Origin of the sequence: Pseudomonas sp. Ag1, from assembly GCF_000278565.1 — a bacterium.
In the GTDB taxonomy this organism is placed as follows: Bacteria; Pseudomonadota; Gammaproteobacteria; order Pseudomonadales; family Pseudomonadaceae; genus Aquipseudomonas.
Map to the genome: position 1 here is coordinate 127009 of NZ_AKVH01000099.1, position 13341 is coordinate 140349.

The 13341-nt window shown below is 58.4% G+C and carries 12 protein-coding genes; 5 read left to right on the top strand and 7 right to left on the bottom strand.

What is annotated here, in order from left to right; all coding sequences use genetic code 11:
* Positions 1-103 precede the first annotated feature (103 nt).
* From A462_RS15620 to A462_RS0132495, 5 genes are all read left to right on the top strand, one after another.
* Positions 104-955, top strand: coding sequence for an AraC family transcriptional regulator (locus A462_RS15620; RefSeq protein WP_008435424.1), 852 nt, complete (start codon positions 104-106; stop codon positions 953-955).
* 291 nt (positions 956-1246) lie between these two features.
* A complete protein-coding gene (locus A462_RS15615) occupies positions 1247-1975 on the top strand; it encodes a winged helix-turn-helix domain-containing protein (RefSeq protein WP_003211381.1) in 729 nt (242 codons plus the stop codon).
* Positions 1968-2723, top strand: coding sequence for an EAL domain-containing protein (locus tag A462_RS15610; protein WP_008435428.1), 756 nt, complete (start codon positions 1968-1970; stop codon positions 2721-2723). The genes A462_RS15615 and A462_RS15610 overlap by 8 nt, the downstream gene beginning before the upstream one ends.
* 32 nt (positions 2724-2755) lie before the next feature.
* Positions 2756-3445 carry a winged helix-turn-helix domain-containing protein gene (locus A462_RS15605; RefSeq protein WP_008435430.1) on the top strand — a complete coding sequence of 230 codons (690 nt, stop codon included), beginning with the start codon at positions 2756-2758 and terminating at the stop codon, positions 3443-3445.
* Positions 3446-3665: 220 nt separating this feature from the next.
* Positions 3666-5060, top strand: coding sequence for an undecaprenyl-phosphate glucose phosphotransferase (locus tag A462_RS0132495; RefSeq protein WP_032899402.1), 1395 nt, complete (start codon positions 3666-3668; stop codon positions 5058-5060).
* A gap of 262 nt (positions 5061-5322) precedes the next feature.
* Here the strand turns inward: A462_RS0132495 and A462_RS15600 are convergent, their stop codons facing one another.
* From A462_RS15600 to A462_RS15570, 7 genes are all read right to left on the bottom strand, one after another.
* Positions 5323-7413 carry a YjbH domain-containing protein gene (locus tag A462_RS15600; RefSeq protein WP_008435435.1) on the bottom strand — a complete coding sequence of 697 codons (2091 nt, stop codon included), beginning with the start codon at positions 7411-7413 and terminating at the stop codon, positions 5323-5325.
* Positions 7410-8177: a capsule biosynthesis GfcC family protein gene (locus A462_RS15595; RefSeq protein WP_008435436.1), complete on the bottom strand. Its 768-nt coding sequence runs from the start codon at positions 8175-8177 to the stop codon at positions 7410-7412. The genes A462_RS15600 and A462_RS15595 overlap by 4 nt, the downstream gene beginning before the upstream one ends.
* Complete coding sequence (locus A462_RS15590) at positions 8174-8833, bottom strand: YjbF family lipoprotein (protein ID WP_032899416.1); 660 nt, start codon at positions 8831-8833, stop codon at positions 8174-8176. Before A462_RS15590 ends, A462_RS15595 begins: the two co-directional genes overlap by 4 nt.
* Positions 8834-8847: 14 nt before the next feature.
* Complete coding sequence (locus tag A462_RS15585) at positions 8848-9960, bottom strand: polysaccharide export protein (protein ID WP_157222842.1); 1113 nt, start codon at positions 9958-9960, stop codon at positions 8848-8850.
* A gap of 85 nt (positions 9961-10045) precedes the next feature.
* Positions 10046-10330 carry a hypothetical protein gene (locus A462_RS15580; protein WP_003211359.1) on the bottom strand — a complete coding sequence of 95 codons (285 nt, stop codon included), beginning with the start codon at positions 10328-10330 and terminating at the stop codon, positions 10046-10048.
* Positions 10331-10509: 179 nt separating this feature from the next.
* Positions 10510-11853, bottom strand: coding sequence for a UDP-glucose dehydrogenase family protein (locus A462_RS15575; protein WP_008435455.1), 1344 nt, complete (start codon positions 11851-11853; stop codon positions 10510-10512).
* Between the two features lie 12 nt (positions 11854-11865).
* The gene (locus tag A462_RS15570) at positions 11866-13293 is read right to left on the bottom strand and encodes a mannose-1-phosphate guanylyltransferase/mannose-6-phosphate isomerase (RefSeq protein ID WP_032899404.1); all 1428 of its coding nucleotides are present in this window, start codon (positions 13291-13293) and stop codon (positions 11866-11868) included.
* Between the last annotated feature and the right edge of the window lie 48 nt (positions 13294-13341).

Genomic DNA, 13341 nt, shown 5'->3' on the forward strand with positions numbered 1-13341 from the left:
CTCCTTTAACGAGAATGTTTCTCATGATAGCCATGCCATCACTGGACGCCATTGCACAGAATGGCCAGAATGTTTCGCATTCCAGCCAAGACGCCGCGCCGCCATGTACAACCACCGCCTCGAAACCCGTGACCCCTTGCGCCCGGCCCTCGCCGATGCAATTCCCCGTGCGGTGGTTGCAGTGAGCGCTTCAAGCACCTCTGCGAGTTGGGAGCACGCACCGCACCAGCACCGCAAGGGCCAGTTGATGTACACATTGCGCGGGGTGATTCATTGCGTCATCGAAGAAGGTATCTGGATCGTGCCCCCCCAGTGCGCGTTGTGGATTCCGGGCGGCCTTTCCCATGCCGCGCGCGGGTCGGGGGCAGCGGATGTCTACTGTCTGTTGGTCGACCCCGACGCTGCCGGCGCCCTGCCCCGGCAATGCTGCACCCTGGCGGTATCGCCGTTGTTACACGAATTGATCAGCAAGGCCGTCAGCTTCCCGCCGCTGTACGACACCGAGGGCGCCCAGGGCCGGTTGGTGGCCACGCTGCTGGACGAACTGGCACTGGCACCGGTGGAGGCCCTGCACCTGCCCATGCCCCGGGACACTCGGCTGCGGCGCCTGGCCGACAGTTTGCTGGCCAACCCCAGCGACAAGGCCACCCTGGGCGAATGGGCCGTACGCATCGGCATGAGCGAACGCAGCATGACGCGCTTGTTGCTGGAGGAGATCGGCCTGAGTTTCGGCCGCTGGCGCAGGCAACTGCATGTGATCCTGTCACTGCAGCGCCTGGCGAAAGGCGAAAGTGTGCAGACGGTGGCGCTGGACCTCGGCTATGAAAACGCCAGCGGCTTTATCACCATGTTCCGCAAGGCCATCGGCCAACCGCCGGCGCGCTACCTGGCCGACCGCGCGAGCATCCCCCAGCACACGACGCCCGCTATCGCCTTGCTGGATTATTATAAATAGTCACGTATAAGCATTTTTAGAGCTAAGGGACTAGAAGGCTTAAATCATTCCAGCCAAAAAAAATCAACCCGCCTAAAATACTTATCGCACACTAAAAAATTTGCACTAGCATATGAGTACTCCGGTCCACAAACCCGCTCTCAACACCCGCCTGAAATCCGCCTTACCCCCCGCAAATAAAGTGCCGAATGTTAAAATTTGTCACGTTTTGGCGTATTCAATTCGATTAACATCTAAACGCCTGCAGCGATTGAATTGACGGCCTCGCATGCCGGAAAAGGGAGCAACGTGATGCATTTTTCCAACGTCCTCGCTATTGCACGGACCCCATCGAAATCCGAGGACTTCAGCGAGCTTATAGTTCGTACTGTACCGAAAAATCTAAAAGTCGATACACGCTCCTACGGCCAACTAATCGGTCCCTATGCAAGCCATGGACATTACCGTGCCATCATCATAGAGATCGACACCCCCTCTGCCAGCACCCAAACGCTGGACATCATTAAAAAAACCAGATCGGAAAATCCTGGCAGCACCATTTTCCTGGTTGTCACCTTCGCCACTACACTAAGCAAAACCAAATATTATCTCGCAGGCGCCGATTACTGCATAAAGGTCGTCGAGAGCTCGCCCGAGAAAAAACTTGCCCTGTTTGCCGCGTTCCTCAGCGAGACATACTGGCTAAGTAATACTGATTTGCTACTCGATCAGGACCGCATGTGCATCTACGGGGGTGGCAAAAAGCTCGAAGTGTCCTTTGTCGAAATGAAAGTACTGGAAGCGCTCATTCATAATCGATTGCTCAGCCATGATGAAATCGCCGTGGTAATGGGGCTGAATCCCCGATTTTATGATTCAAGGGCCCTCGAAAAATCGATTAGCCGGTTACGTGGCAAAATAAAATCACATTACGGAAGCAATATAATTCAGAGCATTCGCGGTTACGGCTACAAACTAAGCAGAGGGCTGGCTTCGGTTAATCATATCCACCCCGTCAGGGAGCGGTCGAACCGTGAATAGCGGAACCTTATTACGTGAGGCGTCAGCCTGCTTCACCTTTTCGCGGCAAGCGATACTTGAACGAAGTTGCACGCTGTGGGGCAGTGAGATCCGCGTCCACGCCGAGCCTGCGCTCGACAGCCCGCGTGATGACGCCTGCCCGTTTTATTCCGAACAACTTAAAGACGCCTACAGCGAAGCCCTGCAACATGCCAGGCCGAGTTCATTTGCCCGCACAAGTAAACGTTTGCGCGCGGACAAAAGCCCGGGCCTCCACAAGTTTTTCCGAGTTGAGCAATCGCTGTTGATGAATGAGGACCTGCTCAAGGAAATTATCGATACTTCACACACGCTGGAAAAAAACAGACAACAACTCATTGTCAGCGTTGAAAACACACTGGACACCCTTCCGGGCCCGCTGGAACGCCGGAGCATGATCCGTCAACTGTATAGCCTGAAAGACCAGAGCAACCTGAAGCTTGCCTATAACAATTACACATTAAATACAAAAAACACCGACCTGCTGATCGACTTGAGTCTTTATGACTATATAAAAATGCCTTTTCCAGACTCGGCCCTCAGGCTCAGTCTGAACACCCGCTCGGGCCTGTTCGACCGGCTTTACGACCAGATGCTGGGGCTGATGAGCACCACCCGGGTCTCCTTCATCGCCGACAACGTCGAGCACGCCGACAGCGCACTTCTCGCCAGACGCTTGCCTTTTGACTATTTTCAGGGCCCCTACTTCTCCCCTGCTGATAGTTTATGAACCCCCGTACTTTCCTGGAATCGGTGAATGCCATGAGTTCTCTCAAGAAACACACATTTACATCGACGTACCCGTCAATCGCACTGCACGATTTCACGCCAAATGTGGCATTTTTACATTACGACGTCGACAGCGGGCCGCTGATCGAAACCGTGGAAAAAACATCGGACGCTTCGACCAGTTCCTACGCCGTTACCAAAGAGCAGAATTTCAATCTGTGGCTCAGTAACTATGTCGCCGCCAAAAGACTTTACGAAGCCAGTAATCGACTGACCCGACAACTTTACGACGCGTCAAAAAAACCTAACATCACGGCTCTAAAATCAGACGTCACACACCCGGACCTGAATAACACCACCACGGAAACAGTTAACTCATCCTCTGCATTACGCGGCCCCGATGTCTGGCTACTTACCCAGCAAGATCGTGCGCTGGTGAAAGGTGGGCTACGCATTTCCTTGACCACTATTGAGTCGGCATTGATCAAGAAAATGTTGAACCATGAAGAACGTGTGGTCAGCAAGGAAGAACTTATCCGCAACATCGGACGTGAGCCCGACCTCTATCGCGGGCTTGAAATGTGTCTTAGCCGATTGCAGGACAAGTTCAAACGCGTGAATGATGGCGAACGCCTGTTCCGCGCGGTGCGTAACCGTGGCTACTGCCTGACACAAAAAATAAAAAGCCCGCTGAGCAGTCGCGCGAACGTCACAGAACAATAATTATTTCATAAAAATTACAATTCACCCTGCCTATTAGAACACCTTTCTATCTGCCATTTTATAACAACATGACCGCGTTATAAGTCGTCAGCCATTGCTCCCTGCCATTTATTACTATCAATACGCACGCCTACGCGTGCGCCTGCCATTTGATAGTCATTAAAACCACGCCTCGCTTTAACCTGCCAGCACGTGAGTGGATACCACAGGGAGCAGAAGTATGCTTAACAACAGAAGAATGCATCGTAACCTTACACCCAAAGGCCTGACCTTTTGGGGACAGTGGGCAATTGCCCTGAGTGTGGTCGTTGTACTTTTGTTTTCACTGGTACTTTTCAAGACCGGGCAATTGGAATCCCACTACCGGATATTGGCAGCCATTACAATACTGGCCTCTATACCGGCCTACATGTTATGTGACGTCTATAGCAAAAAAGATGACTTTTTTGTTGGGCTGGGACGATTATTCACCGGCTGGTTATTGACCCTGGGCATATTGTTCGCGGTCGGCATAGCCTGTAATGCCAGTTCGCTGTTTCCCTTCGAGATCCTGCTACTCTGGGCTGCTGTCAGCTATCCAATACTAGCCCTTTGCTACATTCCCATTCACAGTCTATCCAGGTACTACCACCGGCAACTACATGAGCGCCAGAAATCGCTGATTATTGGTACGGGAAAACTTGCAACCGACTTGGCCAATACTCTCGCCAGGCAAAAACGCTCCCCTCTGGTCGGTCTCGTAGGTCCCCGCACCACCGTCCCCCAGGCCGGCACCCAGCCTCAGATCCTCGGTGACTTGCCCGATCTTCCCGCGCTGATCCGCCAGCACGGTATCCGCCGCCTGTACATCACTCACTCTCTCCAGGAAGCGACCCACATCGAGGCGCTGTACCTCAACCTGCTGGAGATCAGCGTGGACGTGATCTGGGTGCCCGACCTCAACAACATGCTGCTGCTCAACCACAGCGTGGCCGAGGTGGATGGATTACCCGCGATCTTCCTCAATGAAAGCCCGCTGACCAGCCGGCCGACCGCAGCACTGAGCAAGTCGCTGCTGGACAAGAGCCTGGCCCTGTTGGCGATCCTCCTGCTCAGCCCGTTGCTGCTGCTGTTCGCCCTGCTGATCAAACTTACCTCTCCCGGCCCGGTAATTTTCAAGCAGGATCGTCACGGCTGGAACGGCGAGGTGATCAAGGTCTGGAAGTTCCGCTCGATGCGCGTGCATGACGACCACGAAGTGCGCCAGGCGAGCCGCAACGACTCACGCATTACCCCCGTAGGGCGCTTTATCCGCCGCACCTCCATCGACGAGCTGCCCCAGCTGTTCAACGTGCTGCAAGGGCATATGGCACTGGTCGGCCCACGCCCGCATGCCGTCGCCCACAATGACTACTACTCGGGCAAGATTCGCGCGTACATGGCGCGGCATCGCATCAAGCCCGGCATCACCGGCCTGGCGCAGGTCAATGGCTGCCGGGGTGAAACCGAGACCCTGGAGAAGATGCAGCAACGCGTCGATATCGACCTGCGCTATATCAACAACTGGTCGCTGTGGCTGGACATCAAGATCCTGTTCAAGACGCCGTTTACCCTGCTGTCCAAAGACATCTACTGACCCCGCCCTTCCCCGTGCCGCTGCATCGGCGGCGCGGGGCACCAGGCGCGCTTTGCGCCCTCCCCGCCACCACTCCCCGCAAGGCGCAACGATAGCGCCCACAGCAACGCCCGGCCCGGGCCGTTCGCATAGTCATCAAAGAGGAAAGTCAGGCAAGTGTTGCGCGCCGGCATTGCACCTGGCGCTGTAGCGTTCGGCTTGGCGACTGCCCGGCGCATTCAACGCCGGGCAGTCGACAACCTGGTCGGCAGATGCCGCCCCGTCACTCAGTGATCTTCTCGAAGTTGTTGTAGAACAACTCGCTGTCACGCCCGTCGGTCATGGTCTGCAGCGAATAGCCGCGGTTCAGGCGTGCGCCGCCGTCACGGGTCAGTGGCGCCCATACGACGTTGGCCCGACGCATCGTCGAGGTGCTCATCAATTCGTCGAAGGGGACGGAAATATAGATACCCTTGTCGAAGCTGCCTTCGCCATATTCTTCCTTCGAGGCGGTGGTCAGCGTCACCCAGCCACCAAACTTCACGCCGTTCTTGAACTGGCGCGAGATGTCGACGGTGGTGCCCCAGTCCCGCGCCAGGTAACGCCCCACACTGACGGCGGCCAGGGTGTCATAGGGCAGCTCGGTATAGCTGGTGACATGGCCGGTGATGGTCTGGTAATCCCGCAGGCCGAAGCCCTGGTTGAAATCACGCTGGCGCACGAAGTTCAGGTCTGCGCCCACTGACCAGTGCTTGCCCGCCGGCCGGAACAACACCTCGCCTCCCACCCCGGCGTACATGGACTCCAGGTAGCCGCCGTAGACCATGCCATACAGGTCGCGGTCCAGGCGCTGCGCATGGTTGACCTGGAAGTTCGGCATCGTCACATCGGACGTGGTCATGTATTGGCGCAGGTCGGTGCGTACTCGCGGCAACCCGCTGGGTGCGTCGTAGGTGAACTTGTCGTAGTTGTTCAGCAGGTTGGCGCTGAGCAAGCCGCTCCACCAGGTATTGCGGGTAAAACGGTACTCCGCGTCGGCGTCGGCAGTGAACTGATAAAGCAAGCCGTCGGGGCCACCGATGTTCTGCTTGTAACCCAGGCCGAGGCCATAGTTGAACGGCTCGGATTGTCTGCTGTAGAGCGTGGTTTCCCGATGGGCAACCGCCGGATTGACCTCGGTATTACGGTGCAGGTCCGTCAACGGTTGCTGGTTGTTCACCACGGCGCGGAAGGTGGCACGGGGCACGCTGGTTTCTTCGATGGGCATGTCATAGCGCTTGTTCACCAGGGTGAACCAGTCGATATCCTGATTGGCGCTGTTGTCGAGAATCCGGCTGGCGCGTCCCACGGCCTTGGCTGAATAGAAGTAGCGTTGCTGCTCGCCATACACCATCAATTCCGAGCCGCGCCGGGCAATGCGCTCCACCTTGTAGCCGGCATTCTGCTGCAGCCTGTCGGCGACGTTGGCCCAGTTGACCTGGTCGGCCGGGGTGGTGGGCATGCGCGCCGGCAACGGTTCGGCGGGCGGGTCATAGGTCTTGACCGGTGCCTTGCGGCTGACAAAGTTGGTGTGCAGGGTGATGCCGAACATCGCGGTATTCCCGCGTTCCCAGGCCGCACTCAGGTCGACGCTGTCAGCCAGCTTATAGACCACGCCAATGTTTACCGGCGAGTCCTGCTTGATCGGGTTGTCCAACGGCTCGTGCTTGTAGTCATTGCCCTCGTATTCGAGTTTCAGGCTCAGGGGTTCCCAGGGCGTTTGATAGGCGATCCCGCCGAACAACGAAGGGCGGCCCCTGAAATAGGCGTTGGAGTTCACGTCCCCTGCCCTGGCGACGACCGCAGTGCTCTTGGGCCGGTCGTTGAACTTGCTGCCGAACACCGACAGCGGGTTGCCGAAGTCGCCTCGGTTTCCCAGGTAGCCCCAGGCGATGCCGAGGCTGAAATCCAGGTTGCCGTGGCGCTTGTTGGCGACAAAGTATTCGCTGGAAAACAGCCCGGTACCGCCGATGTCCCGGGCACCGAAAGCCACCTGCGGTGCCCACCGGCTTTCCTCCCAGAGCCGCGCCTTGAAGTCGATGGCCTTGTCCTTGAAGCTCTGGCTTCCGCTCAACGCCTCGGCGCCGTACCTGCGGTTGCTGATGGCGGTATAACGAAACGAACCCTCCAGCCAATCAAACGGTTGCAGGGAAAAGCTGTAGCGCGAGTAGGGATCGGTGCGGTTGGCGTTGGCGCTCAACTCTCCCGCCGGGGCCATGCGTGCGGTGGGGGTCTGTAGCAGGCCCACGCCGCCGAAATCATTTTGGGTGTAACGGGGGTCACCGTGAGCCAACCCGCAAGGCAACAGCAGTACAGCCGCAAAACGTAAATTCAAGGGTTCACCTCAGCCAACGGTTGAGTGGCGAAAAACTCGGCCAGTTGTTGGTTGAGATCAGGGGTCGGCGTCTCAAGGTCGTCGCTGCGGATCGGCACCAGGATCCTGCTGCCGGGGGCCGCCACCACGCCGTCCTCGCGATTCCACGCCGCCACGCCCACGCGCCGTACCTGGCCGTCGGGCTGGATCAGCCACAGGTCATCGCGCTCGGCGTCATCGAGGACCGTGCAGTCGCCAACATAATCCCGCACCTCGCGCATGGCCCGGTACGGCACATCACAGGACTGCGCGACCGCGCCGAGCACGTGCACGGTGGACGGCCTCACGGGGTAGACCAGCCGGTCCCCGTCATCCAGCAATGCGTTGCGCGCGAACCCCGTCTCCACGGCGATCGGGTCCAGCACTTGCACCTGGCGGCCGGTGACCGGCAACTGTTCGACCTGTCGATACAAACGCGCACTCAAGTCCGCCCGGGAGCCACGGTCATCCAGCAAGGCCCCTCGTTGCAGCAGTTTCAGATCGAACAAAACCCCTGCCTTCAAGCGTTCCTGCGTGCTCACCAACGACTGGTGCAGCCATGCGGCGCCCAACCAGTAGCTTTCTGCATTGGGTTGGGCCACACGAATAACGTCCAGCAAACGCGCCCCCGGCTTGACCTCGAAGGCGCCGGGGCTGCGCACATCGCCACTGACTGTAACGGCCGCCTGGCCAGTGCCGGGGCCGATCAGCAACAGGCCCAGCCATAAAAGCTTCGAACACTTCATCGGGCTGCCTCCCGGTCGGGACGCAACTGCACGATTTTCAGGGCCAACCGGGGCGTCAAATGCTGCTCGCTGCGCCAGATGAAACCATCCTGCGGGTCGACCCAATAATGGTTGGTGGCGCGGAAATTCAAGGTGGGAGCGTCCACCTGCTCGTCGATGCGCAGCAAGGCGTAATCCTTGTCCAGAATGCGGAGGGTCTCGATACCGTGGCTGCTGAAACGGCTGTTGACCGCGATACCGATTCGGTTGCCGTCGTAGAGGTCGATCCAGCGTGTGCCGGTGTAGCCGTCGGGCAGATGCTGGAGGCCGCGCTTGAACGGCGATTCGCCACTGAAACGCGTGCCATCCAGGGAAACACCCAGCCCGACAGTGCGTACCACCAGGCCGTCACGCATCATCACCACTTGCTTGCCGGAAGCGACCCAGAACTGCAGGTCGCCCCGGCGCCGGGCCATGGCCATCACGCCCTCGCTGACGGCGGTGGTCACCAGGATCTGCGGGTATGGCACCGCGTCGACCTGGGCGCGGGTCACGTTGATCGGGGCCGGGCCCGTCACAGAGGTTTCGAGGGTGTACCACGACGCCCTCATCAACGGGTTACACCCGCACAACAAGAGCGCCATCGACAGGCAGGCGCTGGTAGGCAACATTTTCACCACGGGATAACGCCTTATCTGCTGTTGACTTCGCTGAGGTCATTGGCCGATCGGGCACCAATTCCAATGGCACTGGCGGTCGGCAGCAACTGGCTGATCAGGCGGTTCCAGCGCGTCACGCCGGCCGGCCCGACGTACACGATGTCCTGGGGTTGCAAGTCGAACCGGGTGGCCAGCACCAGCGCGGACGGTGACTGGGCATCGAGCTGGAACACCTTGGCCGGTTCGGCTTCCAGGTTGTCCACGCCGCGAATCACATAGACCGCATTGCCATTGGAAGTGGTCTGGTTCAAGCCGCCTACGGTACCCAGGGCATCGGTCAGGTTGATCGACTTGCCCTTGAAGCTCAGGGCCCGGGGCTGATTGACTTCGCCCATCAGGTAGACACGTTTCTGGTCGTTATAGGGCAGGTACAACCGGTCGCCGCCCTTGAGGTAGATGCCCTGCAGTTGCGAGCCCTGGCGATTGAGGCTGTCCAGGTCAAGCGTGTACTCACGGCCGTCGCGCGTCAGGGTCAGGCCCGAGAGGTCGGCATTCGTGGGGTCGACACCGGCGGCGCCAATGGCCTCGACGGCGCTCAATGGCGTGGTGGTGATCGGCTGTTGCCCGGCCTTGATCACCGCCCCGGTCACCACCACTGTCTGGCTGGCAAACCGCAGGACGCTGACGTCGACCTGTGGGCTTTCAATAAATTGCGACAAGCGCCCGGCGATAAAGGCCCGCAGCTCTTCGATGGTCTTGCCGGCCACCGGGACGTTGCCGATATACGGATAAAACAACGTGCCATCGGGGCGAACCAGGCGCCCGTTGGCGTCGATCTGCTGTTGCGGCCCGGACGGTGCCGTCAACTCGGGATGGTCCCAGACCGTGATAAACAACAGGTCATTGGCACCGACGCGATAGCCACCGGGCACATAAGACAACAGTTCTGCCGGCACCGATTCACGAACATGCGTGGCGGCATCCATGGCAATCAATTTGGGGGTGATGGGAATCAACTCTACCCGAGTACTTTCGGAAGAACCCTCACTGGACATTTGACTGGTGTCCATATGTTGACCAGGCGAAAACATGCAGCCGTGCAAGCTGAAACTTGCCAGCAAAAGAACAGGTAACCTACGAATCATAATGGCACTACGCTAGTCGAGGGCGAGTCTAAAAAAGATCACCCAGAAGTTCCGGGTGATCTTGAACAACACACATTGCGGGTTATTAGTTGGTACCGGTGGTACCGCCTGTACCGGTGGTGCCGCCGGTGCCGGAAGTACCGCCATTGGAACTGCCGCCCGAGTTGGAAGCCGCCGCCGCAGCGCCGACTACCGCGGTACCGACCCCGACGGTTTCACCGAGCGTCACGCCGCCCACGAGCGGGGTGCTCAACGACAGGGGCTCGCTCGCGCCGGCCGCATCGCTCAAGGCCTCGCTCGCGACTTCACCTGCCGCCAATGCCGCAGTACTGCTAAAGGCCAGCACGCCGGCCAACAGTATTTTCCTCATATCAGACTCCTTCTCGATATTTACCCCTTATCAAATAATGCAATAAGGGCGTAGTGATGGAACGGAGATAAACAGGCTATGCAAACTGCGCAAAGATCCTGTTGGATCACGCACTTAACCTCCTCGAAATCATCTCACTTGTGGATAGCTCAAACCACCAATGTTAATAATCGTCAGGATTAAACAACGGGGCGTACCGATAACCCGCGACCAATACCGTAATACTCGAAACCATTGGCTTTCATACGCTGCGGATCAAATATATTGCGGCCGTCAAAGATCACCGGCGTGCTCAGTTTTTCTTTTATCAAGTCCAGGTCCGGGGCCTTGAACTCCCGCCATTCGGTCACGATCACCAGCGCATCGGCACCTTGCAACGCCGCTTCCTTGGTGCCCATCAGCAACAGGTCTTCGTTCATCCCGTAAATGCGCTGGGTCTCGGCCATCGCTTCGGGGTCGAATGCCTGGACCCGGGCACCCACGCTGCGCAGTTGTTCGATCAACACGCGGCTCGAGGCTTCGCGCATGTCATCCGTATTGGGCTTGAAGGCCAGGCCCCAGATGGCGAAGGTCTTGCCCTCAAGCTGGCCGCCGAAGTGGTGGTGAATGTGCCCGAACAGGTGCTGCTTCTGGCGCTTGTTGACTTCCTCGACGGCAGACAACAGCGTTGCCTGATAGCCGATCGACGACGCGGTGCGCTCCAGCGCCTGCACATCTTTCGGGAAGCACGAGCCGCCATAACCGCAGCCTGGGTAGATAAAGTCGTAGCCGATCCGTGGATCGGAGCCAATGCCTTTACGAACCGCCTCAATGTCGGCGCCCAAGCGTTCGGCGAAATTGGCCATTTCATTCATGAAGGAAATCTTGGTGGCCAGCAGGCAGTTGGCCGCGTACTTGGTCAGCTCGGCACTCCTGATGTCCATCGTGATGATCTTTTCGTGGTTGCGGTTGAAGGGTTCATACAGCTCCCGCATGCGGTCCACGGCGTAACTGCTGTCGCTGCCGATGATGATCCGGTCGGGCCGGGTGCAGTCGGCGACCGCCGAACCTTCCTTGAGGAACTCGGGGTTCGAGATCACGTGGAACTCCACCTCGATCCCCCGCGACGTCAACACCTCGGACACCTTCGCCCGGACCTTGTCCGCCGTCCCCACCGGCACCGTGGACTTGTTAACGATAATCTTCGGCTCGGTCATGTTGAGCGCAATGGTCGCGGCAACGGAGAGCACGTACTTGATGTCGGCGCTGCCATCGTCATCAGGCGGGGTGCCCACGGCGATGAACTGCACCTCTCCATGCCGCACGCCTTGCGCGGCGTCGGTGGTGAAGTGCAAGCGTCCGGCATCATGGTTCTTCTGGACGAGCGCACTCAGCCCGGGCTCAAAGATCGGAATAATGCCGGCCTTGAGGTTCTCGACTTTAGTCGCGTCCACGTCGACACAACACACCTCATGCCCCGCGTCGGCCAGCACCGCTGCCTGCACCAGACCCACATAGCCGATTCCAAATACAGTTACATTCATTTCAATCTTCCTTTAAACAAGCTCGAGGCGGCCATAGCGGTCTTCAAAGCGGATGATGTCGTCCTCGCCCAGGTACGAACCCGATTGGACTTCAATCAGCTCCAGCGGGATTCGCCCCGGGTTTTCGAGGGAGTGCACAACGCCAATGGGGATGTAGGTGGACTGGTTCTCGGTCAGCAGCACTTGCTTGTCGGCGATTTGCACATTCGCGGTGCCGGACACCACGATCCAGTGCTCGGCCCGGTGGTGGTGCAGTTGCACCGACAGCTTGTGCCCCGGCTTCACCGTGATCCGCTTCACCTGGTACCGATAGCCCTGGTCCACCGAGTCATATTTGCCCCACGGCCGATAGACTTCGCGGTGGCTGGTGCTCTCGATCCGGTGCTTTTCAGTCAGCTGCGCGACTATTTTCTTGACGTCTTGCGCGTGGTCCTTGGTGGTCACCAGAATCGCGTCGGCGGTCTCGACGACCACCACATCATTGATCCCTGCAACCGTGACCAGGCGGTGGCTGGCATGCACATAGCTGTTGGTGACGTCCTGCAGCAGCACGTCACCCTGGGTGCAGTTCTGGTTCTGATCCTTGAGGCCCGCTTCCCACACTGAGTCCCAGGCACCCAGGTCGCTCCACGGCGAATCGAGGATGACCACCGACGCGATGTCGGTCTTTTCCATCACCGCGTAATCGATCGACACGTTGGGTGCGTTCACAAAATCCACCTGACTGAGCCGGGTGAAATCCTGGTCATGGGCCGCGTTGGAGAGGGACAGTTCCGCGGCCACCATGATCTCCGGGCTCAGGCGCTCCAGCTCGGCCTTCATCACCGAGGCGCGGAACATGAACATGCCGCTGTTCCAGAAGTAGTTGCCTTGTTCCAGGTAGCCTTGCGCGGTCGCCAGGTCGGGCTTTTCCACGAAGGCATCGACATGCGCGGCGCCGTCCACCGCAGCCGCTTGAGTACGGATATAGCCGTAGCCGGTCTCCGGCTTGGTGGGCACAACCCCGAAGGTGACGATCTTGCCTTTGTTGACTTCCACCTTGGCCAGCGTCAAGGCCGCATTAAACGCTTGGGTATCGCCGATCACATGGTCCGCCGCCAGCACCAGCAGGATCGGATCGTCCCCATCCGCCAGCGCCGACAGGGTTGCCGCCGCAATCGCCGGGGCGGTGTTGCGGGCGGTCGGCTCAAGGAGGATTTTCTGCGGGATCACGTCCAGTGATCGACTTTGCTCGGCCACGATGAAACGGTGTTCTTCGTTGCACACAATGATCGGCGGGCTGACGGTCTCGCCCTCTATCGACAGGTTCTTGATGCGATCCAAGGTGGCTTGAAACAAACTCAAGTCACCGTGCAGCGCAATAAACTGCTTTGGTTTAAGCGCTCTTGAAAGCGGCCACAGGCGCGTGCCTGAACCGCCAGACAATATAACTGGGATCATAACGATTACTCGATGATTAAAGGCAATAAGAGCGGATTGACAAACAGC

What these genes read in the sequence shown, in the direction of transcription:
- A462_RS15620 (WP_008435424.1), top strand. Translation starts at nt 104, where the DNA reads ATGTACAACCACCGCCTCGAAACCCGTGACCCCTTGCGCCCGGCCCTC.
- A462_RS15605 (WP_008435430.1), top strand. Translation starts at nt 2,756, where the DNA reads ATGAGTTCTCTCAAGAAACACACATTTACATCGACGTACCCGTCAATC.
- A462_RS15595 (WP_008435436.1), bottom strand. Translation starts at nt 8,177, where the DNA reads ATGAAGTGTTCGAAGCTTTTATGGCTGGGCCTGTTGCTGATCGGCCCC.
- A462_RS15585 (WP_157222842.1), bottom strand. Translation starts at nt 9,960, where the DNA reads ATGATTCGTAGGTTACCTGTTCTTTTGCTGGCAAGTTTCAGCTTGCAC.
- A462_RS15570 (WP_032899404.1), bottom strand. Translation starts at nt 13,293, where the DNA reads ATGATCCCAGTTATATTGTCTGGCGGTTCAGGCACGCGCCTGTGGCCG.
- A462_RS0132495 (WP_032899402.1), top strand. Translation starts at nt 3,666, where the DNA reads ATGCTTAACAACAGAAGAATGCATCGTAACCTTACACCCAAAGGCCTG.
- A462_RS15615 (WP_003211381.1), top strand. Translation starts at nt 1,247, where the DNA reads ATGCATTTTTCCAACGTCCTCGCTATTGCACGGACCCCATCGAAATCC.
- A462_RS15575 (WP_008435455.1), bottom strand. Translation starts at nt 11,853, where the DNA reads ATGAATGTAACTGTATTTGGAATCGGCTATGTGGGTCTGGTGCAGGCA.
- A462_RS15580 (WP_003211359.1), bottom strand. Translation starts at nt 10,330, where the DNA reads ATGAGGAAAATACTGTTGGCCGGCGTGCTGGCCTTTAGCAGTACTGCG.